Origin of the sequence: Tenacibaculum piscium (assembly GCF_021390715.1) — a bacterium.
GTDB classification, from domain to species: domain Bacteria; phylum Bacteroidota; class Bacteroidia; order Flavobacteriales; family Flavobacteriaceae; genus Polaribacter; species Polaribacter piscius.
Genome location: NZ_JAJGWT010000007.1, coordinates 72,113 through 95,591 on the forward strand (window position 1 = coordinate 72,113; position 23,479 = coordinate 95,591).

The window sequence follows — 23,479 nt, forward strand, 5'->3', positions numbered from 1 at the left end:
ATTAAAGAATGAGAAACAGCATGAAAAAAATAATTATAACAATATGTTTACTGATACTTAGTAGCGTAAAATTAGTGGCTCAAGAGATTAATTTACCTCAGTATATAACTCATATGGCGGATAATCCTTTTTTAATATCGCCAAGTTATGCGGGAATTGGAGCAGGTTTTCAGGTTCGATTAAATGGCGTGAGTCAATGGGTTGGCGTTAAAGACACACCTGATACACAATCTTTAGTAGTAGAGGCACGTATTGCTGATAGATTTGGAGGAGGAATTACCGTTTTTAATGATAAAAATGGCTATACCAGTCAAAAAGGAGCAAAATTTTCGTTAGCAAGTCATTTAACGTTAAGCCAATTTCATGATAGTTTTTTATCCTTAGGAATGAGTTTTAAATTTGTTCAATTCGGAATTGATACTTCTGAAAATAATTCAGGACAAACTGTTGAAAATAGATCTTTAACAAGTTCAAATTTTGATGTAGGTTTGCTGTATCGTTACGAACGCTTTAGTTTTAGTGTAAATGCCAATAATATTTTAGATAAAAAAATAGAAAATTTTTCAACCAATGAGCCAGAAGGTTTAGGACGTTTTACATTGTATACATCTTATGTTTTAGCAAGAATTAGTAATATGATAGAGGTAGAACCGTCTCTTTTTGTAGAATATTATGCCGAAGATGGGCGTTCAAGAACCGATTTAAACATCAAAGTTAGAAAAGGAATTGATAACGGATATATGTGGGCAGGATTGAGTTATACCTTTTTAAATGACCAATTTTTTGTGCCCAATGCGATTGCGCCATTGGTCGGAATTAAAAAAGATAATATTTATATGTCGTATGGTTTTAGCGTAAATTTAAACGAATTACAAGATTTTAATTACGGAACTCACATGATAACACTCGGTTTAGATTACGACAGAAGACCAAGTTTAGCACGTTGTACACAGGATATGATTATCTTTTAAAAATCAAAAATACTCAAGAGTAATTAAGAGTAACCCTGAATAATTAAATTAAGAATAAACAAATATAATTAAACGAAATAATTAAAAAAGAAGAATCAAGAATCATAAAATAAAAGTATCCTCAAGCTATAACTTGAGGATTTTCTTTTTTCTTTACAGCATCAGCAATGGAAAATAAAAGCAATAAAAATACCCAAAATACGCAAAGTAAAACGAATAGCAAATCGATAAATCTTAATAAATTTATCAGTAGTACAGGGATTTGTTCTCGTAGAGATGCCGAAAAATTTATAAATTCAGGAAGAGTAACGATTAATAAAAATATCGCGCAATTAGGAAATAGAGTTTTTAAAGGTGATAAAGTTCGAGTTGATGGACGCTTATTAACAGTCAAAGAAACGACACTTTACATCGCATTATACAAACCTGTTGGAATCGTTTCTACAACCGATAGTAGAGAAAAAAATAACATCGTAAAGTTTGTCGGACATCCTGAAAGATTATTTCCAATAGGACGCTTAGATAAACCATCCGAAGGCTTAATTTTTTTAACCAATGATGGCGATATTGTTAATAAAATTTTACGCGCAGGAAATAATCATCAAAAAGAATACAGCGTTACTGTTGATAAAAAAATTACCGATGAATTTATAACCAAAATGAGTAACGGAATCCCGATTTTAGGAACGGTAACCCAAAAATGTAAGGTCGAAAAGATTACTGATTTTAGTTTTAAAATTATTTTAACACAAGGTTTAAATCGTCAAATCCGTAGAATGTGCGAATATTTAGAATACGAAGTTACCAAGCTAAAACGTGACCGTATTATGAATGTTTCTTTAGGAAATTTAAAATCGGGCGATTGGAGAGAATTAACCGAAGAGGAAATGAAAGAAATTAATGAAATGATTTCAAGTTCTTCTAAAACCGAAGAAGCATCAGAAACAGCTTTTAAAAACAATTCTAAAAAAACAGTAAACGCTACTAAATCAACCAACAAATCAACAAGTAAGTCAACAAATTCAAGAAAAAAAACAGCTGAAAAACCAGACAGCTTTAATAGAAAAAGTGCTGCTTTTAGAAAAAATTCACCCAAAACAAAACGAAACGCAACTTCTTCAAAATTTGGAAGAAAACGTACCTAAAAACTTATTTTTGATGCGATGTTTAAAATAAACTCAGCATGGCCGATACCTAAATTGATTGTATCTGTAGAAAAAATAGTAAAGAAAAAGTAGTAAATAAATGTATCTTTGCCAATTATGGAATTTGACTTAAAAATAACCGACCCAAAAAGTAAAGCTCGAGCAGGAGTTATTACTACCGATCACGGAACTATTGAAACACCAATTTTTATGCCCGTAGGTACTGTGGGTACTGTAAAAGGGGTGCATCAATCTGAACTAAAAGACGAAATAAATCCTGATATCATTTTAGGAAATACCTATCATTTATACTTGCGTCCGAAATTAGAAACCCTAGAGGCTGCCGGAGGTTTGCATAAATTTATGAACTGGGATCGTAATATTTTAACCGATAGTGGCGGATATCAAGTATATTCATTATCTGGAAGAAGAAAAATTAACGAACAAGGCGTAAAGTTTAAAAGTCATATTGATGGCTCAATGCACTTTTTTACGCCCGAAAATGTTATGGAAACACAACGTACCATTGGAGCTGATATTATCATGGCTTTTGATGAATGTACGCCTTATCCATGTGATTATAACTACGCAAAACGCTCGATGCACATGACGCATCGTTGGTTAACACGTTGTATAAATCATCTGGAAAAGTTGCCTTTTAAATACGGACACGAACAAACTTTTTTCCCGATTGTACAAGGAAGTACGTATAAAGATTTAAGACAGCAATCTGCAGAATATATAGCATCCGTAGGAGCGCAAGGAAATGCTATCGGTGGATTATCCGTAGGAGAACCCGCTGAAGAATTATACGCAATGACCGAAATTGTAACCGCTATTTTGCCTGAAGATAAACCTCGTTATTTAATGGGCGTTGGTACGCCAATTAATATCCTAGAAAATATCGCATTAGGTATTGATATGTTCGACTGTGTAATGCCAACTCGAAATGCTCGTAACGGAATGCTATTTACAGCACACGGTTCTATCAATATTAAAAATAAAAAGTGGGAACAAGATTTTTCGCCTATCGATGAAATGGGAATTACCTATGTTGATACGATGTATTCTAAAGCATATTTACGTCATTTATTTGCCGCTAAAGAAATGTTAGGAAAACAAATTGCGTCGATTCATAATCTAGGATTTTACCTGTGGCTGACAAGAGAAGCCCGAAAGCATATTATTGCTGGAGATTTTACGCAATGGAAAGATAAAATGGTCAAACAAATGGACAATCGTTTATAAAATTTTATAAAACATATTTTTTGAAAATACTTGATTGGTACATACTAAAACGTTTTTTGGTAACATTTTTGTTTACCTTATTAATATTGATACCCATTGCGGTAGCAATCGATATTGCCGAAAAAATAGATAAATTTTTACGTGAAGAAACCTTAACTTTTTTTGAAATTGTTAATGATTATTATGTAAATTTTATTATCTATTATGCCAATACTTTTATGCCGTTGGCATTGTTTATAGCGGTGATATTATTTACCTCAAAATTAGCAGGAAATACCGAAATTATCGCTATTAACGGCGCACAAATATCGTTTACACGTTTTTTATATCCGTATTTTATAGGAGCGACGATTGTTTGTTCGGTTGCTTTATTGATGAATCATTTTTTTGTGCCATCAAGCAGTAAAACACGTAAAACTTTTGAAAGAACCTATCTGAAAAAACGAAAATATTCAGATACAACCATTAGAGAATTTAGTTTACAACTAAATGATAGTACGTATATTTATGTTCAAAGTTTTGATTTGAAAAGAAATACAGGCTATAATTTCACCACAGAAATTTATGACGGAATCCAATTGAAACAACAATTAACCGCAGATAATATCAATTGGAGTGAAAAAGATAGTACTTTTAAACTCTATAATTGGAAAATTAGAAAAATTTTTAAAAATCGAGATAGTATTTTTTCAGGGAATAATATCGATACCACTTTTGCTTTTACGCCTAAAGATTTTAATTACAAAAATGTAATGGCACAAGAAATGAAAACACCTGAATTAATAAAATTCATAGAGATTTCTAAAACACGAGGAATTAAAAACTTAAATATTTACTTGGTAGAATTGTATAAACGTACGAGTTTGCCAATTGCTTGTTATTTTTTAACCTTAATTGCCGTCGCATTGGCGTATAAGAAAAAACGTGGAGGTGTAGGAATAAACTTAACTTTAGGTATTTTCTTAATGTTTTTATATGTTTTCTTTTTAAAAGTAGCAGAAGTTTTAGGAGCAGTTGCTGGTGCAAATGCGTTATTAAATGTATGGGTTCCGAATATTGTCTTTGGATTATTTTCATTTTATTTATATTTTAATGCAAGAAAATAAATTAAAAAACTATCTTCATTTACATCTTATTGTATTTATTTGGGGATTTACTGCCATATTAGGTGCGTTAATTTCGATAGATTCCGTACCATTAGTTTGGTATCGAATGTGTTTGGCGGTGGTTTTTATAGTTATTTATTTTTTATTTCGAAAAATATCGTTTAAAGTTGATAAAAAAGGACTTCTGAAATTTGCTGTTTCAGGAGTCATTATAGCAGTGCATTGGGTTACTTTTTTTGAAGCCATAAAAATATCAAATGTTTCGGTAGCCTTAGTAACGATGAGTACCGGTGCTTTTTTTGCCGCACTTATTGAACCGCTATTTTTTAAAAGAAAAATTGCATTCACAGAAATCATCTTAGGATTGCTAATTATAGGCGGTTTATACCTAATTTTTAATTTCGAAAGTCAGTATACTTTAGGAATTATCTATGCCTTGATATCGTCTTTTTTATCAGCATTATTTGCGGTTTTAAATGGACTTTTTATCAAAAAATATGATGCTAATATTATTTCATTTTATCAATTATTATTCGGAGCTTTAGGCATTACGCTATACTTGATTTTTGCACAAAAATTTACCGTTCAGTTTTTTCAAATAACAACAAACGATTGGGGCTATTTAATACTATTGAGTAGTATCTGTACGGCGTACGCCTTTATTGCATCTGTAAAAGTGATGAAGTATATAACGCCTTATACCGTAATGCTAACGATCAACTTAGAACCTGTTTACGCAATTATTTTAGCCTTATTTATATTTGGAGAAAAAGAACAAATGAGTCCCGAGTTTTATTACGGTGCTTTTATTATTTTAATAATCGTTTTGTTAAACGGAATTTTGAAAAATAAGACCATCATAAAAAACAAAATCAGTAAAAAATAGTATTTTAAGAAAAAGTAGCACACTAAAGAATACATTTTTTTAGTATGTTTGCCTCTACAAAGAACTAAATGATATAATCAAACTATATATAATGGAATATTTAGATTTTGAATTGCCAATAAAAGAATTAGAAGATCAGTTGGTAAAATGTGTTGCTATAGGAGAAGAAAGTGAAGTTGATGTAACAGAAACCTGTAGTAAACTAGAAAAAAAATTAGAAAAAGCTAAAAAAGAAATATACAAAAATTTAACTCCTTGGCAACGTGTACAATTATCGCGTCATCCGAATCGCCCATATACGTTAGATTATATTAACGCTATTTGTGGAGATACCTTTATGGAGTTGCACGGAGATCGTAGTGTAAAAGATGATAAAGCAATGATTGGTGGATTAGGTAAAATAGGCGATCAATCGTTTATGTTTATCGGTCAGCAAAAAGGATATAATACTAAAACACGTCAATATCGTAATTTCGGAATGGCGAATCCAGAAGGATATCGCAAGGCATTACGATTGATGAAAATGGCGGAAAAATTTGGTATTCCTGTAGTAACTTTAGTTGATACGCCAGGTGCATATCCAGGTTTAGAAGCTGAAGAGCGTGGGCAAGGAGAAGCAATTGCACGTAATATCTTGGAAATGACTCGTTTAAAAGTACCTGTTATTACTATTATTATTGGTGAAGGAGCATCAGGAGGAGCTGTTGGTATTGGTGTTGGAAACAGCGTGTATATGATGGAAAATACTTGGTATACGGTAATTTCACCAGAATCATGTTCTTCTATTTTATGGCGTAGTTGGGAATATAAAGAACAAGCTGCTGAAGCTTTGAAATTAACTGCAGAAGACATGAACCGTTTAAAATTAATTGACGGAATAATTAAAGAACCAATCGGTGGTGCTCATGCTGATAGAGCAGGAGCTTTTAAAGCAGTAGAAACTCATATCATAAATACTTTTGATGCTTTAAAAGATTTAACTGAAGCAGCATTAATCACTCAGCGTATGGAGAAATATGAAAATATGGGGATTTATAAAGAATAATAAAATCGTTATTTTCTAGATTTAGAGAACAAAAAAAGCAATCAAATTTGATTGCTTTTTTTGTTTTACTATGTGAATACTAAGGAATATTTAAAAATTTATGCGTTTGCAATGAAATTCGCCATTTTGGATTTTTCATTACATAATCAATAATTAAAGGCGTCATTTCTTCTTTTTTACTCCATTCAGGTTGTAAAAATAGTTGACATTTTTTTCCTACTTTTTCCGCTTGTTCTTCTGCAAATTGAAAATCATGTTTATTATGAACAATCATTTTCAACTCATCTGCTTCTTTATAACATTCCTTTGTAGGTAATTTTGTTTTTTTAGGAGATAAGCAAAACCAATCCCAAACACCAGAAAAAGCATACGCTCCTGAAGTTTCAATATGCGTTTTCATACCGTTATCTTGCAGTTCTTTCGTAATATAATCTAAAGACCACATTAAAGGCTCTCCACCCGTAATTACTACAGTTTTAGCTTGTTCTTTAGCATTAGAAACAATAATGTCGGTTTTAGTTGGCGGATGTAAACTAGCATTCCAGCTTTCTTTCACATCGCACCAATGACAACCCACATCGCAACCTCCAATTCTAATAAAATAAGCCGCAGTACCTGTGTGCGATCCTTCTCCCTGAATAGTATAAAATTCCTCCATTAATGGAAGCATTTCACCTTTATCAATTAATTCTTGTACTTCTTTTTTCAACATAAGATTGCAAAGATAGTCAACATTAAAATTTTATGAATCATTTTTGTTACTTTTACGTTATTTATCAAGAAAAAAGAAAAAAATAAAAAAGAAAAAAAAAGCGATAATAATGAATAAAGCGAACGATTTTTTCAATTACATTAACCAAGGATATAAAAGTAACGGAGATTTTATCACCTTAGGAGCAGGAATGTTAGGGGAACAAACCATTATAGATGCTCTGGTGAAAATTCCTTTAAAAACGTTAAATCGTCACGGATTAATCGCAGGAGCTACTGGTACAGGAAAAACAAAAACCTTACAAATACTGGCAGAAAATATGTCTGAAAAAGGAATTCCCGTACTATTAATGGATATTAAAGGTGATTTAAGCGGATTAGCAGAACTAAGTCTTGGGCATCCAAAAATTGAGGAACGTCATCAAAAAATAGGAATTCCTTTTAATCCAACGAAGTTTCCTGTTGAAATTTTATCTATTTCGGAACAAGAAGGAGTCCGTTTACGTGCAACAGTATCGGAGTTTGGTCCTATTTTACTATCTCGTATTTTAGATCTAACTGAAACACAATCGGGAATTGTAGCTATTATTTTTAAATATTGCGATGATCATAAATTACCATTATTAGATTTAAAAGATTTTAAAAAATTACTTCAGTTTATAACCAACGAAGGAAAAGAAGAACTTCAAGCAGAATACGGACGTATTTCGAGCGCAAGTACAGGCGCTATTTTAAGAAAAATAGTAGCCATAGAACAACAAGGAGGTGATTTGTTTTTTGGTGAAAAATCTTTTGAAGTAGATGATTTAACTCGTGTCGATAAAAACGGACGTGGCGTAATATCAATATTACGTTTAACCGATATTCAAGATAAACCTCAATTATTTTCTACTTTTATGATGCAATTGCTAGCCGAAGTTTATGAAACTTTTCCAGAGCAAGGCGATAGCGATAAACCTGAACTAATTATCTTTATTGATGAAGCACATTTGGTTTTTGAACAAGCATCAAAAGCCTTATTAAATCAGATTGAAAGTATTGTAAAATTAATCCGTTCAAAAGGAGTTGGATTGTATTTTGTAACCCAAAATCCGAAAGATGTTCCAGAAGATATTTTAGCACAATTAGGAATGAAAATTCAGCATGCTTTACGAGCATTTACAGCAAAAGATAGAAAGGCAATTAAATTAGCTTCTGAGAATTATCCCGATTCGGAATATTACGATACTAAAGAGGTATTAACACAATTAGGAATTGGTGAAGCATTGGTATCGGTATTAAATGAAAAAGGAATTCCAACGCCCTTAGCTAGAACAATGTTGCGTGCTCCCATGAGTAGAATGGGCGTGCTTACTGATGCAGAAATTAAAGCAGTTTTAAATAAATCAGCTTTAATAAAAAAGTATAATAATACTGTTGATAGAGAAAGTGCTTATGAGTTATTAAATCAAAAAATTGACGTAATTAATACCCAAAAAAATACGGAAGCTCATCAGCAAGAAACTAAAAAAATAAGCCAAAAAGCAACAACAAGAACCAGTACACGTCAAAATCCACTAATTAAAGTACTAACAAGTGCTACTTTTATCCGTAGCGTATTTGGTATTTTAAAAAAAGTATTGAAATAAAATAAAACAAATACCCTCTTAAAACGTTTTGTAAAAAATAACTAACTAAAATCAGAATAAACAACTAATCCAAATTAAAAAGTAAATTAAAAAGTAAATGAAAAACATAATTAAACCATTAATAATCGCTTTAATCTCCGTAGTATTTATACAATGTGAAAATAGTAAATATGATATTTCGAAAGGAAAAATAGGTGAATTAACCACCAAAACAACCATGCAACAAGTAGAGGCAATTTTTAAAAATGATTCAATTGTAAAAGTTTTAAGCGAAGGAGCAAAGGGAAATAACTTTTTTCAAGAAGATGATAAATACTTAGTTTTTGAAAAAGGAGGAAAGCATTTAATAACGATTGTTCCAAAAGAACAATTAGATTCGATATCAACTATTAAAAGTGTTGAGGTTTTTGACGCCCGTTTTAAAACCAATACAGGGTTGAATATTAATTCTTCATTTCAAGAAATTAACTCGAATAATACGATTAGTAAAATTGAATCGTCATTTTTATCCGTAACCTTATTTATTGATGATTTAAACGCAACAATCTCTTTAGATAAAGAAGATTTAGGATTAAAAGATTTCAGTACTCAAAAAGTAACTATCGAGCAAATTCCTGATTTAGCAAAAATTAAATCATTCACAATTTGGTTTAATTAAATCTTGATATCAAGCAAAAAAACAAGGAGTTTAAACGTTTAAACTCCTTGTTTTTTATTTTATATAATCTTTACATCAAAATTAAACCGTAAAAATGGTGAGCAAAACACCTAAAAGAATTGCGGTAAATTTCTTTACATTAAATTTATGATTTTCAGAACTTTCAAAAAGTATAATCGTTGAAATATGAAGAAATACTCCGATAATTAAAGCGGTAATTTCTGTATGATATTCAGTAAAAAAAGGAACTTTATCAGAAACTAAAACGCCTAACGGACTCATTATCGCAAAAATACTTAAAAATAAAATTATTTTAAGGTTACTATAATTCGTTTGTAATAAAAAAGTAGTTAGCACAATTGCAATCGGAATTTTATGGACAATAATTGCACCAAGTAAATTGTCGCCAGCATGATGTATCGGCAAACCTTCCGAAAATGCGTGAATACATAAACTTATAAATAACAACCACGGAAATTGTGATTCATCTGAATGTAGATGAATATGTCCGTGTTCCGCTCCTTTCGAAAAAGACTCTAATATCGATTGAATAATAATTCCAACTAAAATTAAAATCCCTATTTTTTTAGCATTTTGAGTGTGCATATAAACCTCAGGAAGCAAATGTAAAATTGTTACTGATAATAAATAAGCGCCACTAAAAGCAAGTAATAAACGTACGTGTTTATTGTTCGGTTTTAACAGTAAAACGAGTAAAGCGCCAACTAAAACCGCAATAATTAATAATATATAACTCATTTTATAATTATTCTATAATTATTCTGCAATTAAAATTAATCTATCCGAAGTGTTTTTATCAAAGTCATTTAAAGCATAATCACCAAAAACATGCTTGATTTCTAAACCAGCTTTTTCAAAATAAACTTCCATTTTATCAAGCGTTAAAAATTTTACTTGTTCGGTATAATTATGTTGTTTTTCATCTGCAAAAAAAGAAATATGCTTTAAAATAAAACCGTCTTTAAGTTCTCTTTTTATATGAAATTCAATGCCATCGATCGTTTTTATTTCATCAGTAACTAATGAATTTTTAACTTTTTCAACATTTAAAAAATCGAGAACACAAACGCCTTTTTCTTGTAAGCCATTTTTGATGTTTTTTAAAATAGCAATATCTTCTGAATCATCATCAAAATAACCAAAACTCGTAAATAAATTAAAAATAGCGTCGTATTTTTTGGATAAAGGCGTTCGCATATCCCAAACTTCAAAATGAAGGGTTTCATTTTCAAATTTTTGGGCATATTCGATGCTATTTTTACTTAAATCTCCTCCAGTAACCTTGTATCCTAGCGAATTTAAATAGACCGAATGTCGTCCTTTTCCACAAGGCAAATCAGCAATATGACTGTGTTTTGGTAGTTTTAAAAATGAGGTGATATTTCGCATGAAAAATTGCGCATCAGCATCATTTCTATGTTTGTATAAGGTGTGATAATAAGTTGTGTCGAACCAAGCGGTAAACCAGTTTGTTGTTTTCATAAGTATAAGGTCTGCAAAAATACATAAATCTTACGTTTTTTAGATTGAAACAAGAAAAGATTCCTATCAACCCAAAATAAGCTGTACTTTTGCAATGAAATTTTACAATTATATGGAGAAAGATTTTAAAATGACCGCCATTACCATGGCAGGTTTAGAAGGCGTATTAGCAGATGAACTAAGAAAACTAGGGGCTCAAGACGTTAAAGAAGGAATACGTAATGTTTCTTTTAAAGGAGATACAGGATTTATGTACAAAGCGAATATTGCGTTGCGTACGGCAATTCGTATTTTAAAACCAATTAAAAAAAGTAAAATTTTTGATGAAGAAGATTTATACGAAGCAATTCAGCGTGTAAAATGGGATAAATATATTGATGTTGATGGAACTTTTGCTATCGGTGCAGTGGTAAATTCTAAAAATTTTACGACCAATTCACATTATATTAGTTTAAAATCGAAAGATGCCATTGCTGATTATTTTGTCAATAAATATAAAAAACGTCCGAATGTTGATTTAAAATATCCAGATGTTAAAGTTCATATTCATATTCATAATGAATGGCTAACAATTTCCCTAGATTCTTCAGGAGATTCTCTACATAAAAGAGGCTACAGAAGTGCTACGAATATTGCCCCAATTAATGAGGTTTTAGCCGCAGGATTGGTGTTATTATCAGGATATAAAGGCGAAGAAAATTTTATCGATCCAATGTGTGGTTCAGGTACAATTTTAATTGAAGCCGCTATGATTGCTAATAATATTCCTGCAAATATCAATCGAAAACATTTTGCGTTTGAAAATTGGAAAGATTATGATGAAGAATTATATTTCGTAATTCAAGATGCTTTGTTGAAAAAAATTACCAGTTCACATTTTAAAATAATGGGATTTGATAAAGCACCTTCAGCTGTTACCAAGGCGAAACAGAATGTTATTAATGCGAATTTAGAAGAATTTATAGGAATACATCATGTAAACTTTTTCAACTCTAAAAAAGAGGTATTTGGTAACACGACTATTTTATTTAATCCGCCTTATGGTGAGCGTTTAAATATTGATGTTGAAGAATTTTATACCAAAATTGGAGATACCTTAAAACATAATTATCCGAATTCAACAGCTTGGTTAATTACTTCGGATATGTTAGCGTTAAAACACGTTGGATTACGAACTTCAAAAAGAATACCGCTTAAAAATGCCGATTTAGATTGTCGTTTTGTAAAATATGAACTTTACGAAGGAAGTAAAAGAGTCAAAAATGATTTTGTTGATGAAACAACAAAAGAAAGAGATGATGAATAATCTTAAAATTATATAAAAAAATCCGCTGAAAATTTCAGCGGATTTTTTTGTTATTTACTTAAAAAGTAAAACTTGATTAAATGTAAATTATGAGTTTTTATTATTTTTGTTCTTTGTTAAAAAGTAAATTATCTCGGGTGTTTTTTTGAACGGTAATTGCTCCGAAAATACCTAATAAAAATGCAAATGCATAAAAACCTTTTTCACTAGGTAATAAAGTGGCATTATAGAGTCCAACGATTAATAGTGTGATTGATAAAATAGTTCCAAACCAACAAATTCCATAGTAAATGTCAGTAACAGGGTATCCTTCAATTTTATCTCGAACACTTTTTTGAAGAGAAACAACGGCAAAAAGACCAAACATTAATACTGTAAAATAATATCCTTTTTCATTTAATGGCATTTCAGCCCTAGATAATCCAATTAAATAACCAATGATACCTGTACTTAATGCAACCCAAGAAGCTATGACAAATGCTTTTGATGTTTTTTCCATTTTTTTAGTTTAATTTATTTTAAAAAAAAACAGCATTTAGTTTCCTAAATGCTGTTTTAAATATATTTAATAAAAAATATTAGTTGTTTACAGAATCGCTTAAACCAGCACCTGCTTTAAACTTTACTACATTTTTAGCAGCAATTTGAATTTCTTTTCCTGTTTGAGGGTTTCTACCTGTTCTAGCAGCTCTTTCAGAAACAGACCAAGTTCCCCATCCAACTAATGCTACTTTATCTCCACTTTTTAAAGAATTAGTAACGTTAGACGTTAAAGAGTCTAATGCAAGTTTCGCAGAAGCTTTAGAAATTCCTGCATCAGCAGCCATTGCATCGATTAAATCTGATTTGTTCATAATTTGAATACGTTTTAAAATTAACTTTTGTTTTTTGCTTTATAGCTCAACAAATATAGTAGGAATGCGGTATTGTACAAGTTTTTAGCTTAAAAAAACATCAGATTGTTAATAAAATATCATAAAATGTTAATAACCTTGGTTCTTTTTTCTGATAATCTATAAAACCTTATAAATAAAGGGTTACAGGGCTTTTGCATCTTCATTAAAATGAAAGCCATTTAATAAACTTTTAGCGTCCATTAATTTTTTCCCTGAAATTTTAAGTTGTTCAATAATAAGGTATCCATCTTTCACGGCAATTTTAAGTTCTTTTTTGGAGGCTACAATTTTTCCGTTTGCTAAATTATGTGATGTAAATTCTTTCGTAACGCCATATATTTTAGCAGAAATTTCAGTTTCTCCATTTTGAATAGTGGTCCAAGCAGCAGGATACGGATTCAATCCACGGATATGATTGTAAATATCAGTTAATGATTTTGACCAATCTATTTTACAAGTATCAGTAAATAATTTATAAGCTGTTTTTTCTTCTAATTCGGGTTGTTTGGTCGTTTTTACAGTTCCTTTAGCAATTAAATCTAAGGTTTTAGCAACTAAATTTGCACCGAGATACATTAATTTATCATGTAATTCGCCTACAATTTCATCTTCTTTAATTTCCACGGATTCTTGTAAAATAATTTCACCAGTATCAATTTTATCATCAATAAAAAAAGTACTAACGCCTGTTTTTGTTTCGCCGTTGATAATTGCCCAATTAATCGGTGCCGCACCACGATAATCAGGTAATAAAGAAGCGTGTAGGTTAAAAGTTCCAAATTCAGGCATTGCCCAAACCGATTTTGGCAACATTCTAAAAGCGACCACAATTTGTAAATTAGCATTCCAATTTTTTAACGCAGTTTGAAATGCCTCATTTTTTAAATTTGTTGGCTGTAAAATGGGTAAATCTTGAGAAAGTGCATATTTTTTTACCGCCGATTCATTTAATTTACGACCTCTTCCAGCAGGTTTATCAGGAGCGGTAATAACGCCTACAACGGTATAATTATGTTCAATAAGATGTTTTAAAATGGTTACTGCAAAATCGGGCGTTCCCATAAAAACGATGCGTAAATCTCTCATTTCTTAAATTTTAGTAAGTTTTAGTTAATTTTTTAGTAATTTATGCTGATTTTTTTGAAAAAAATAAATTAACATAAAGAATAATGATTATTTGAAATCGTTATTTTTTCCTCGGATATTAATGCTTGTAAAAGTATTAAAATCTGTGCTTCTTTTTGAGCGAGATGCAGGGCGATTTCAGAAACTGTTAAGGTATTTTGTTGCGATAAAAGTTTGATAATATCCGTAGAATTTACTGTAAAAGTACGTTTTTCTTGTAGGCAAACATCACAAATACCACATTTTTCAGTGCTATTTTCATCAAAATAGGCTAATAATTGAATACTTCGACAACGTGTATTGTTTTTAATAAAACGAATTAATTCTTTATTTTTCCGTTTTTTTTGATTCAAATATGCCTTTATATTTTTAGAAACTCGATTAATTGTAGTGTCATCTTCCCGTGGATGCAGAAAATATAATTCAGTCGTATCGGTTTTTTTATGATATTCTAATAAATTATCAGCAACCATTCGTTCGAGTTCTTCGCTTACTTTATCCGAGGTAATTCCTGCTTTTTTGGCGATAAAAAACTCATCAATTTTTATTGGATTTTCAAAAACACCTGTGTATAAACGTAAAAGTGTTTGTATAAAATTTTTACTTGCCAGATTTTTGTGTGTTTTCTGTACGTGTAAAATTTGTTGGCTAGTCACGGTAAACAAAATACTTGATTTCTGATTAAAGTTAGTATTTAATTCAATAATTCCGTGGCTATTTAAAATTTGTAGAGCGTTGTAGGTTTTTTTGGGTGCTATTTGATATTTATCACAAAATTCGAGTAGGTTAAAACCGAAAGGTGTTTCAATAAGTTCGCCATTGGTAATTTGAAAATGTTGGTATAATTGTCGATGAATACTCTTTATTTCCTTGATTGTTGGTAATGATTTCTCTAATAAAATTTGACTGTCTGTAAGTTCATTTTTATTGGTTAAAACCACTGAAAATGCTTTATTTCCATCACGTCCGCCACGTCCTGCTTCTTGAATATAATTTTCTATCGATGCGGGAAGATTTACATGAACCACGACTTTTACATTCGGTTTATCGATTCCCATTCCAAAGGCATTGGTCGCAACGATAATAGGTGTTTTTTCGGTCATCCAATTATCAAAAGCCCGTTGTTTATCTAAAACAGATAATCCTGCATGATAAAAACTACTTTTAAAACCATTGGCATTTAAATATGCCGAAATATTTTTGGTTCGAGCTCTCGAATTGGCATATACAATCGCAGGAGCTTTTGTTTTGATGAAAATCTGTTTTAATTGATGAAGCGTATCTTGGGTATCAAAAATTTGATACGCTAAATTTTTTCGATAAAAAGATTTTTTAAAAATTTTGGGCTTGTCTAACGTTAAAGAAATAACAATATCTTCAAGTACTTTTTGAGTTGCCGTAGCTGTTAATGCGATAAAAGGAACATTTGGTTGTAGTTCTTTTAAAAGTGCTATTTTTTGATAGGAAGGACGAAAATCATGCCCCCATTCTGAAATACAATGCGCTTCATCAATAGCAATTAAATTGACGTGTAACTGTTTTATTTTATCCTGAATAAATCGAGATTGTAAGCGTTCGGGAGAAATATATAAGAATTTTATATGCCCAAATCGGATATTATCAAAAAGGGTAATAATAGCATCTTGAGAACTTCCAGAAGCAATTGAAGTTGCTTTAATACCTTTAGCAACAAGACTTTTTACTTGGTCTTGCATCAAAGCAATTAAGGGCGAAATAACAATACAAACACCATCACTCATTAAAGCAGGAACTTGAAAACAAATCGATTTTCCACCGCCAGTAGGCAATAAAGCAACCGTATCTTCGCCCGCTAAAACAGCCTCGATAATTTCTTGTTGTGGCGTTCTAAAAGAGTCGTGTTTCCAATACTGTTGTAGTATCGCTGTTGATTTTTCAGACATCAATCTAAGTTATAACTTATAAGATTTAAAGACATTAGAACAATTATAACGATTGTAAAATAAAATCACATCGCTCTTTTACAGGTGCAAAAGGTACTTGAATAATATCGTAGCCAACCTCTAGATACGTTTCTTTTAAAAAGTTATCGATTTTAACGGCTTGATCAAAAGTTTCATATCGTTCATTATCCGAAGTATAAATACTTTTCCAAGGTGAACACATAAAAACTTTGTTATACACATATTGTTGACTTTTCTGCTTATAAATAGGCGGATATTCACTACCTAAATAATTCATATATGCATGTATATCAGGGATTCCTCTATCAAAAAAAACAAGATCAGTATTGTATTTTTCAGCCTCTAAATATTGTTGTTCTCTGCCTTGTAATAACATTTCACTAAAAAGTAAGGGTTGCTCTAAAAACAATTGGTCAATGCCTTCTTTTTGTGCTTTTTGTATTACTTCTCTTGAAATTTCAGGCATACAATTATAGCCGAGGTTTATAAACTCGTTTAAAATTGAAGACTTACCGGTACCAGGACCTCCTATTAAAACTATTTTTTGTTGCATGATGCAAAAATATACGTTTCAATTTATAAATGTAACAAATACTGCAATAAATAAGCAATTAATAATGTAATTTTGTGATAAATCATTTTTAAAAACTACTTTTCAGCTATTTTAATTGATTTTATTCTGATTTCTAAATTTTAGAATTAAACAAGTAGAAATAAGCATAAACAAGTACAAAACAAACAATATTATGTCAGATAGAGACGCATTTTACATCAAATTAAAAGGACAATTAGAAGATACGACCAAATTTCCAAGTAAATACTTATTCAAATTTATTGTACCTACCGATGAAAATCAGGAAGAAGAAGTAAAAGAAATCTTCGATACAGCAGGCGCTGTTATTGAAACAAAAATGTCAAAAACAGGAAAATATCATAGTATTTCTATCTTCTTAAATGTTAAAACTTCCGAAGAAGTAATTGAATACTACAAAAAAGCAGACGTTATTAAAGGAATAATCTCTTTATAAATACCAAATAAAATAGATTCATAAAGAAAATTATATCATCAATAAAAAATGAACAATATTCAAAAAATTGAGAAAATAATCCTTTTATTTATCAGTGTTTTTATCGTTTCCTGCGATTTTATTAGCCTGAAAACACAAAAACAAACACAACATACACCGATTGCAACCGTTTATAATAAAAATCTTTATAAAAAAGATATTCAAGAATTAGTTCCTAAAAATATCAGTAAAAAAGATAGCTTAATCGTCGTAAAAGGACTTATTTATTCATGGGCAAAACAAGAACTATTACTCACCAAAGCTGTTGAAAATATCTCCGATGTTAATACCGAAAAAATAGAAAATTTAGTAAATAGTTACAAAAAAAGTCTATACATAAACGGCTACAAAGAACGATTGATTAAACAACAATTAGATACGGTCGTATCTGAAGAAGCAATAACATTATATTATCAAAAAAATAAAGAAAATTTTAAACTAAATCAAGAACTATTACAATTCGAATATGTGTATTTTGGAAAAGATTTCTTAGATAAAAAAGAAACTATCAAAAATTTTAAATCGACCAAAGAAGAAGATCGAGAAGAATTAGAACGCCATTTATTAAACTTTAAATCGTACCGATTGCAAGATACTACTTGGGTGCCTTTTTCTACTTTGAAAAAAATGATTCCGCCTTTTAGAACAAAAACAAAAGAGGGTTTGTTAAAAATTTCTAAATTCGTACAAAAAGAAGATAGTTTAGGAGTATATTTGGTGGCTGTAAAAAATAGGTTGCCAATAAACGCAACCGCACCATTAACTTTTGTAAGCCCACGGATTAAACAAATAATCTTACACAAAAGAAAATTAGAATTAATAAGAGACATAGAAAAAACGCTGATAAATGATGCCATTCAAAACAAAAATTTTAAAGAATACTAGTATTTTATGTGCCTTTCTTTTAGCAAATTTAACTGCTATAAATGCCCAAGAAAATACACAACAAACCAAAATAGACGGCGTAGCAGTAGTAATCGGTAAAAATATTGTTTTAGATTCTGATATCGATAAATTTAAACAAGAAGTTGAGGTTAGAAGCGAAGGGAAAATAAAAATTACCGACTGTGAAATGTTAGAGGAATTAATGCAACAAAAATTACTCGCACATCACGGTGTAATTGATAGTGTCGTAGTTGCTCAAGCAGATATTGATAGCAGAGTAAAACGAAGTATCGCTTACTTTACCAATGAATACGGAAGTGAAGAAAAAGTAATTAAAGCATACGGTTTTAACGATATTGAAGATCTTAAAAAAGAATTATCAAGAGTACAAAAAGAAAATCTTCTTATTGAAAAAGAACAGTTGAAAATCACCGAAAAAATAGCCGTAACTCCAGAAGAAATACGTGTTTATTTTAAAGGATTACAAGATAAAAATGAATTGCCAGAAATTCCTGCAGAAGTAGAAATTGCACAATTAGTGTTAAAAGCAAGTCCTACAGCACAAGAAATAACACGTGTTATCGATAAACTTACCGAAATTAAAAAACAAGTCGAAGCAGGTGCAAGTTTTAAATTAAAAGCAATTATAAATTCTGATGATCCTAGTGCCGCACAAAATAGCGGAAATATGGGAATTATCACCAAAGAAACAAATTTTGTAAAAGAGTTTAAAGAAGTCGCTTTCTCCTTAGAAGAAGGACAAGTTTCTGAACCTTTTAAATCACCTTTCGGATACCATATTATTTTATTGAACAAAATAAGAGGGAATGGACGTGAAGTTTCTCATATTTTATTGCAGCCAGAAATTGCCGATGAAAAATTAAAAGAAACAAAAGAAACGATTCAAAAAGTGGTAAAAGAAATTAAAGATGGTACGCTAACTTTTGAACAAGCCGTTAAAAAATATTCCGAAGAAGAAGAAACTAAAAGTAATGGCGGATTAATTATCAATCCATATACCCAAGAAACAACCTTCGAATTAACTAGAATGGCTCCCGATTTATTTGGTAGAATTAGCGAACTTAATCAAGGAGATTTATCTGATATTTTTTACGATGAAACTCGTGAAGGTGAAAAAATGTACAAAGTAATTCACTTGAAAACAAAAACAAAAACGCATAAAGCAAACATTATTGACGATTACGTACGAATGCAAAAATTTGCGCTAGCAAAAAAGAAAGAAGAACAAATTACGAAATGGTCAAAAGAAAAAATTAAAGAAACGTACATTAAATTAGCCAAAGATTATAAAAAATGTACCTTCAAAAAAGATTGGAAAAAAGAAATAAATACCAAATAATAAATTCTTTTACGAAATAGTATTCTTTTTTTTTAAGATTATTCAAGATTCCTGCTTTTTAGCGGGAATCTTAGTTTTATAATAAATTTTATTAATTTGTAAATCACTATTTTTGAAATTATTCAAAATTATTTAAACATATTTATCTAAAACTTAAAAAATACTATGTCTGATGTAATCGCTGTAAATAATTTAGTAAAACAATTCAACCAATTACAACAAGAAATAGGTAAAGTGATAATCGGTCAGCAAGAAGCGGTTAATTATACCTTAGTTTCCATTTTTTGTGGCGGACATTCGCTTTTAATTGGCGTGCCTGGTTTGGCAAAAACATTATTAGTAAATACGATTTCAGAAGTACTTGGCTTGGAATTTAACCGTATTCAATTTACACCCGATTTAATGCCTTCGGATATTTTAGGAAGTGAAATTTTAGATGAAAATCGTCAATTTAAATTTATAAAAGGTCCTATTTTTTCAAATATTATTTTAGCTGATGAAATTAACCGAACGCCTCCGAAAACACAGGCAGCATTACTTGAAGCAATGCAAGAAAAATCAGTAACTATTTCAGGAAATCAGTATAAATTAGATACGCCTTTCTTTGTATTAGCTACTCAAAATCCGATAGAACAAGAAGGAACGTATCCGTTGCCAGAAGCGCAGTTAGACCGATTCATGTTTTCGATTCATTTAGAATATCCAACATTTGAACAGGAAGTTCAGGTGGTTAAAAATACGACATCAACAAAAAATCAAAAAATAAAAACAATTCTTTCTTCACAAGAAATTTTAGAAATTCAACAATTAATTCGAAAAATTCCTGTTGCCGATAATGTAATTGAATATGCGGTAGGTTTAGTAGCTAAAACACGTCCGAAATCAGCAAAAGCAACCACACTTATTAAAAAATATATCGATTGGGGAGCAGGACCAAGAGCGTCGCAAAACCTCATTTTAGCCGCAAAAGCATATGCCGCTATAAATGGTAAATTTTCTCCAGATATTGAAGATGTTCAAGCAGTTGCAATCCCGATATTATCGCACAGAATTGTTAAAAATTATAAAGCCGAAGCCGAAGGAATTCATATTAAAGAAATTATTAAATCGTTATTTTAATACTTTAAATCAAAACTAAAATATATAATTATGAAAAAAATACTGCTATATACCATCTTATTCGTAAGTATGATTTCTTGTCAAGTGGCATCAGAAAAACAAGAAGAAAAACAAGAAGAAAGTGATAAAAATAACAAAAAAGACATTCTAAATGTTTTGAAAATGCAAGAAAAAGCATGGTCAAAACATGATTTAGAAGGCTATATGCAAGGATATTGGAAAAATGATTCCCTAAAGTTTTACGGAAGTAACGGACTTACTTACGGCTGGAATAAAACATTGGAAAATTATAAAAAAGGCTATCCAACAAAAGAAGATACAGGAATTTTGAAATTTAAAATCAATGATGTTTCTAAAATTAATGATAATTCATATTTTGTAATGGGAGCATATTATTTGACTAGAAAAACAGGAAATGCAAACGGTGTTTTTATGATTATTTTCAAGAAAATAAACGAAGAATGGAAAATTATTGCCGATACTTCTTGCTAATTAAAAACCCCCACTTTTAAAGTGGGGGTTTTTGGTAAGCGTCAGATAAACCTGAAAAAATTATCAAAATAAATTATTAGATTGATTATTGTTTACTTTCTTCTTTTCTTGAAAGTATCAAATTTACTTGTTTTCTGCTTTGGCCAATGATTGTTAGTAGTATCAATATCGGCTGTTTCTAAATCTGGATCTACAACAAAACTCTTTATTTCTTTATCCGAAGTGAAAACACGAAACACTTTAGTATCATCTTTCATCCATATTTTTGCAGGAAATTTTTCTCGTTTTTTGCTACCATCAGCATAGGTTAATTCTACAATAATTGGCATTGGCAAACCTCCTGGTTTTTCAAATTCAACCTGATATATATAGTCAGGAATCGTTTTTAAACTTGCTTTTTTATCCGAAGATAATGAATTAACATATCTTTTTACAGAATAAGAATTCGCATCATTTTTATTGGTCGTTAAAAAAACTAACTTTCCTAAACCTGCAAAATAAGAAGGATATTGTTCTTGTAATTTCTTTGTTTGTTCGTTCGGTTTATCGCTTAAATATAAAATTTTAACATCTTTGATACCAATATCAACATAATCAGTTGCGTAAAACCAACCTCTCCAAAACCAGTCTAAATCCATTCCTGAAGCATCTTCCATTGTTCTGAAAAAATCAGCAGGAGTAGGGTGTTTAAACATCCACCTTTTAGCGTAGGTTCTAAAGGCAAAATCAAATAATTCTGGTCCCATGATGGTTTTACGTAACAAATACAAGCCCGCCGCTGGTTTGGTATAAGCGTTAGGTCCGAAGTTTTTTACGTAATCGCCTTGCGACATAATCGGTGTTAATTTATCCTGATCTAAACTCATATAACGCACAATATCTTTGGGTAATTTTTTAGTATTGAAGTTCGGATCATAGTCTAATTCAGCTAATATTTCAACAAAAGAATTTAAACCTTCATCCATCCAAGTCCATTGACGCTCATCAGAATTTACAATCATTGGAAAGAAATTATGCCCAACTTCATGTGTAATTACGCCAATCATTCCATTTTTAACTCTATCAGAATATGTTCCATCAGGGTTTGGTCGTCCGTAGTTAAAGCAAATCATCGGATATTCCATTCCTTGGTCTTTTGCGTGTATCGATATCGCTTTTGAGTACGGATAATCAAAAGTCATTTTAGAATATTCTTCCAATGTATTGGCAACAACTCGGGTAGAATGCTCTTCCCATAACGGATTTCCTTCCTTAGGATATAACGACACCGCCATCACATTTTTACCGTTAATATTTACTGCCATTTCGTCCCAAATATATTTTCTTGAAGATGCAAAGGCATAATCACGCACATTAATTGCTTTAAAATGCCATGTTTTTGTTTTGGTACTTTGTTCTTTTTCATTTTCTTCTGCTTCTTCTTGCGTAACAATAAAAACAGGATCTTTATAAGATGTTTTTGCTTTCTCTAAACGGTTTCGTTGTTGTTTGGTCAGTACATTTTTTGCGTTTTGTAATTCACCAGTTGCCGCTACAATATGATCGGCAGGTACGGTTAATTTAACATCGTAATCACCAAATTCTAACGCCCATTCACTGCGTCCGTAAAACTGCATATTTTGCCAACCCTCTACGTTATCATAGACTGCCAATCGAGGAAAAAATTGTGCAATGGTATAATTTTTATTGCCATCAGGAAATAATTCAAAACCAGAACGTCCGCCATCAATTACCGAATTATTAATTAAATAATTCCATTTGATTCTAAATTTAAAAATTTCACCAGAAGCAATCGCTTTTGATAAATTGATACGCATCATCGTATTGTTGATAGTGTACGATAATTCGGTACCATCGCCATTTTTTACGGCTTCTATTTTAAAACCAAAATCTTTTGGTTTGCTCATGTTGGTCGCAACGAATTTTTCAGGAGTTTGAAAAGCACTTGCACTTGTCGATTCAATTAAAGGACTTTGAGAATCGGGCGCACGCATATTTTGATCCAATTGTATCCATAAATATTCCAATTTATCTTTAGAATTATTATGATATGTAATTGTCTGATCACCGTATAATTTATCGTTTTTTTCGTCTAAATGCAACACCATTGCATAATCCACTTTTTGTTGCGTGTATTGATGCCCAGGAGCTCCAGATGCGGTGCGTTGGTCATTTGGAGTTGGTAATAGGTCTTTTAATTGACGAAATTTATTTTGATCCGTATGACCTTTTTGAGGTGTTTTTTGTGCAAATATTGTCGATGAAGCAAAAATAGCCACCACCAACAGGGTATAATATTTTCTCATTTTTTATTTTGAGTTTAATTAAGTTTGATTTTTAGACTTTTAGTTTGATATTAAGTTTGATTTTTTATAATTTATGATA

The 23,479-nt window shown here is 30.7% G+C and carries 23 protein-coding genes; 14 read left to right on the plus strand and 9 right to left on the minus strand.

Annotated features, from left to right (window positions below; all coding sequences use genetic code 11):
• Positions 1-20: 20 nt before the first annotated feature.
• The 6 genes from L0U77_RS08185 (at position 21) to L0U77_RS08210 (ending at position 6,401) form a co-directional block, all read left to right on the plus strand.
• Positions 21-971 (plus strand): PorP/SprF family type IX secretion system membrane protein, encoded by a 951-nt coding sequence (locus L0U77_RS08185; protein ID WP_233861885.1) that lies wholly within the window; start codon positions 21-23, stop codon positions 969-971.
• Positions 972-1,138: 167 nt separating this feature from the next.
• On the plus strand, positions 1,139-2,116 hold the full coding sequence (rluF, locus tag L0U77_RS08190) for a 23S rRNA pseudouridine(2604) synthase RluF (RefSeq protein WP_233861883.1): 978 nt from the start codon (positions 1,139-1,141) through the stop codon (positions 2,114-2,116).
• A gap of 117 nt (positions 2,117-2,233) precedes the next feature.
• On the plus strand, positions 2,234-3,364 hold the full coding sequence (gene tgt / locus L0U77_RS08195; RefSeq protein WP_101917127.1) for a tRNA guanosine(34) transglycosylase Tgt: 1,131 nt from the start codon (positions 2,234-2,236) through the stop codon (positions 3,362-3,364).
• A 20-nt stretch (positions 3,365-3,384) separates the two neighbouring features.
• A complete protein-coding gene (locus tag L0U77_RS08200) occupies positions 3,385-4,470 on the plus strand; it encodes an LptF/LptG family permease (RefSeq protein WP_193706492.1) in 1,086 nt (361 codons plus the stop codon).
• Complete coding sequence (locus L0U77_RS08205) at positions 4,457-5,356, plus strand: DMT family transporter (RefSeq protein ID WP_193706493.1); 900 nt, start codon at positions 4,457-4,459, stop codon at positions 5,354-5,356. Before L0U77_RS08200 ends, L0U77_RS08205 begins: the two co-directional genes overlap by 14 nt.
• A 91-nt stretch (positions 5,357-5,447) precedes the next feature.
• Positions 5,448-6,401, plus strand: a complete 954-nt coding sequence (locus L0U77_RS08210) for an acetyl-CoA carboxylase carboxyltransferase subunit alpha (RefSeq protein ID WP_233897187.1) — start codon at positions 5,448-5,450, stop codon at positions 6,399-6,401.
• 79 nt (positions 6,402-6,480) lie between these two features.
• On the opposite strand, the gene L0U77_RS08215 is transcribed toward L0U77_RS08210, so the two are convergent.
• Entirely contained in the window at positions 6,481-7,113 is a 633-nt protein-coding gene (locus L0U77_RS08215; RefSeq protein WP_193700022.1) for a 7-carboxy-7-deazaguanine synthase QueE, read from the minus strand.
• Positions 7,114-7,222: 109 nt separating this feature from the next.
• On the opposite strand from L0U77_RS08215, the gene L0U77_RS08220 reads away from it, so the two are divergent.
• Complete coding sequence (locus L0U77_RS08220; RefSeq protein ID WP_233901006.1) at positions 7,223-8,740, plus strand: helicase HerA-like domain-containing protein; 1,518 nt, start codon at positions 7,223-7,225, stop codon at positions 8,738-8,740.
• Between the two features lie 97 nt (positions 8,741-8,837).
• Positions 8,838-9,398, plus strand: a complete 561-nt coding sequence (locus L0U77_RS08225) for a hypothetical protein (RefSeq protein ID WP_233884938.1) — start codon at positions 8,838-8,840, stop codon at positions 9,396-9,398.
• An 81-nt stretch (positions 9,399-9,479) separates the two neighbouring features.
• Here L0U77_RS08225 and L0U77_RS08230 read toward each other — a convergent pair whose 3' ends face one another.
• Positions 9,480-10,157 (minus strand): ZIP family metal transporter, encoded by a 678-nt coding sequence (locus L0U77_RS08230; RefSeq protein WP_233884939.1) that lies wholly within the window; start codon positions 10,155-10,157, stop codon positions 9,480-9,482.
• Between the two features lie 18 nt (positions 10,158-10,175).
• Positions 10,176-10,901: a class I SAM-dependent methyltransferase gene (locus tag L0U77_RS08235; protein ID WP_101917121.1), complete on the minus strand. Its 726-nt coding sequence runs from the start codon at positions 10,899-10,901 to the stop codon at positions 10,176-10,178.
• A 112-nt stretch (positions 10,902-11,013) separates the two neighbouring features.
• On the opposite strand from L0U77_RS08235, the gene L0U77_RS08240 reads away from it, so the two are divergent.
• Positions 11,014-12,207, plus strand: a complete 1,194-nt coding sequence (locus L0U77_RS08240; protein WP_233897309.1) for a THUMP domain-containing class I SAM-dependent RNA methyltransferase — start codon at positions 11,014-11,016, stop codon at positions 12,205-12,207.
• 100 nt (positions 12,208-12,307) lie between these two features.
• Here L0U77_RS08240 and yiaA read toward each other — a convergent pair whose 3' ends face one another.
• From yiaA to L0U77_RS08265, 5 genes are all read right to left on the minus strand, one after another.
• The gene (gene yiaA, locus L0U77_RS08245) at positions 12,308-12,706 is read right to left on the minus strand and encodes an inner membrane protein YiaA (RefSeq protein WP_233898990.1); all 399 of its coding nucleotides are present in this window, start codon (positions 12,704-12,706) and stop codon (positions 12,308-12,310) included.
• 79 nt (positions 12,707-12,785) lie between these two features.
• A complete protein-coding gene (locus L0U77_RS08250) occupies positions 12,786-13,061 on the minus strand; it encodes an HU family DNA-binding protein (protein ID WP_101917119.1) in 276 nt (91 codons plus the stop codon).
• 183 nt (positions 13,062-13,244) lie between these two features.
• The gene (gene fmt, locus L0U77_RS08255; RefSeq protein ID WP_233901007.1) at positions 13,245-14,189 is read right to left on the minus strand and encodes a methionyl-tRNA formyltransferase; all 945 of its coding nucleotides are present in this window, start codon (positions 14,187-14,189) and stop codon (positions 13,245-13,247) included.
• A gap of 68 nt (positions 14,190-14,257) precedes the next feature.
• Positions 14,258-16,150 carry a RecQ family ATP-dependent DNA helicase gene (locus L0U77_RS08260; RefSeq protein WP_233901008.1) on the minus strand — a complete coding sequence of 631 codons (1,893 nt, stop codon included), beginning with the start codon at positions 16,148-16,150 and terminating at the stop codon, positions 14,258-14,260.
• Between the two features lie 43 nt (positions 16,151-16,193).
• Entirely contained in the window at positions 16,194-16,724 is a 531-nt protein-coding gene (locus tag L0U77_RS08265; protein WP_233884950.1) for an AAA family ATPase, read from the minus strand.
• A gap of 193 nt (positions 16,725-16,917) precedes the next feature.
• Between L0U77_RS08265 and L0U77_RS08270 the strand changes: the two genes are divergently transcribed.
• From L0U77_RS08270 to L0U77_RS08290, 5 genes are all read left to right on the plus strand, one after another.
• On the plus strand, positions 16,918-17,199 hold the full coding sequence (locus L0U77_RS08270; RefSeq protein WP_101917115.1) for a DUF493 family protein: 282 nt from the start codon (positions 16,918-16,920) through the stop codon (positions 17,197-17,199).
• Positions 17,200-17,247: 48 nt separating this feature from the next.
• Positions 17,248-18,123, plus strand: a complete 876-nt coding sequence (locus L0U77_RS08275) for a hypothetical protein (protein ID WP_101917114.1) — start codon at positions 17,248-17,250, stop codon at positions 18,121-18,123.
• Positions 18,086-19,483, plus strand: a complete 1,398-nt coding sequence (locus L0U77_RS08280; protein WP_233901009.1) for a peptidylprolyl isomerase — start codon at positions 18,086-18,088, stop codon at positions 19,481-19,483. Before L0U77_RS08275 ends, L0U77_RS08280 begins: the two co-directional genes overlap by 38 nt.
• A gap of 165 nt (positions 19,484-19,648) precedes the next feature.
• On the plus strand, positions 19,649-20,602 hold the full coding sequence (locus L0U77_RS08285) for an AAA family ATPase (protein WP_101917113.1): 954 nt from the start codon (positions 19,649-19,651) through the stop codon (positions 20,600-20,602).
• A gap of 30 nt (positions 20,603-20,632) precedes the next feature.
• A complete protein-coding gene (locus tag L0U77_RS08290; protein ID WP_101917112.1) occupies positions 20,633-21,094 on the plus strand; it encodes a Cif family virulence factor in 462 nt (153 codons plus the stop codon).
• A 92-nt stretch (positions 21,095-21,186) separates the two neighbouring features.
• Here L0U77_RS08290 and L0U77_RS08295 read toward each other — a convergent pair whose 3' ends face one another.
• Positions 21,187-23,400: a M1 family metallopeptidase gene (locus tag L0U77_RS08295; RefSeq protein WP_233901010.1), complete on the minus strand. Its 2,214-nt coding sequence runs from the start codon at positions 23,398-23,400 to the stop codon at positions 21,187-21,189.
• Between the last annotated feature and the right edge of the window lie 79 nt (positions 23,401-23,479).

Coding starts and splice junctions, on each gene's coding strand:
- L0U77_RS08185 (WP_233861885.1), top strand. CDS start 21: ATGAAAAAAATAATTATAACAATATGTTTACTGATACTTAGTAGCGTA.
- rluF (WP_233861883.1), top strand. CDS start 1,139: ATGGAAAATAAAAGCAATAAAAATACCCAAAATACGCAAAGTAAAACG.
- tgt (WP_101917127.1), top strand. CDS start 2,234: ATGGAATTTGACTTAAAAATAACCGACCCAAAAAGTAAAGCTCGAGCA.
- L0U77_RS08205 (WP_193706493.1), top strand. CDS start 4,457: ATGCAAGAAAATAAATTAAAAAACTATCTTCATTTACATCTTATTGTA.
- L0U77_RS08210 (WP_233897187.1), top strand. CDS start 5,448: ATGGAATATTTAGATTTTGAATTGCCAATAAAAGAATTAGAAGATCAG.
- L0U77_RS08215 (WP_193700022.1), bottom strand. CDS start 7,113: ATGTTGAAAAAAGAAGTACAAGAATTAATTGATAAAGGTGAAATGCTT.
- L0U77_RS08220 (WP_233901006.1), top strand. CDS start 7,223: ATGAATAAAGCGAACGATTTTTTCAATTACATTAACCAAGGATATAAA.
- L0U77_RS08225 (WP_233884938.1), top strand. CDS start 8,838: ATGAAAAACATAATTAAACCATTAATAATCGCTTTAATCTCCGTAGTA.
- L0U77_RS08230 (WP_233884939.1), bottom strand. CDS start 10,157: ATGAGTTATATATTATTAATTATTGCGGTTTTAGTTGGCGCTTTACTC.
- L0U77_RS08235 (WP_101917121.1), bottom strand. CDS start 10,901: ATGAAAACAACAAACTGGTTTACCGCTTGGTTCGACACAACTTATTAT.
- L0U77_RS08240 (WP_233897309.1), top strand. CDS start 11,014: ATGGAGAAAGATTTTAAAATGACCGCCATTACCATGGCAGGTTTAGAA.
- yiaA (WP_233898990.1), bottom strand. CDS start 12,706: ATGGAAAAAACATCAAAAGCATTTGTCATAGCTTCTTGGGTTGCATTA.
- L0U77_RS08250 (WP_101917119.1), bottom strand. CDS start 13,061: ATGAACAAATCAGATTTAATCGATGCAATGGCTGCTGATGCAGGAATT.
- fmt (WP_233901007.1), bottom strand. CDS start 14,189: ATGAGAGATTTACGCATCGTTTTTATGGGAACGCCCGATTTTGCAGTA.
- L0U77_RS08260 (WP_233901008.1), bottom strand. CDS start 16,150: ATGTCTGAAAAATCAACAGCGATACTACAACAGTATTGGAAACACGAC.
- L0U77_RS08265 (WP_233884950.1), bottom strand. CDS start 16,724: ATGCAACAAAAAATAGTTTTAATAGGAGGTCCTGGTACCGGTAAGTCT.
- L0U77_RS08270 (WP_101917115.1), top strand. CDS start 16,918: ATGTCAGATAGAGACGCATTTTACATCAAATTAAAAGGACAATTAGAA.
- L0U77_RS08275 (WP_101917114.1), top strand. CDS start 17,248: ATGAACAATATTCAAAAAATTGAGAAAATAATCCTTTTATTTATCAGT.
- L0U77_RS08280 (WP_233901009.1), top strand. CDS start 18,086: ATGATGCCATTCAAAACAAAAATTTTAAAGAATACTAGTATTTTATGT.
- L0U77_RS08285 (WP_101917113.1), top strand. CDS start 19,649: ATGTCTGATGTAATCGCTGTAAATAATTTAGTAAAACAATTCAACCAA.
- L0U77_RS08290 (WP_101917112.1), top strand. CDS start 20,633: ATGAAAAAAATACTGCTATATACCATCTTATTCGTAAGTATGATTTCT.
- L0U77_RS08295 (WP_233901010.1), bottom strand. CDS start 23,400: ATGAGAAAATATTATACCCTGTTGGTGGTGGCTATTTTTGCTTCATCG.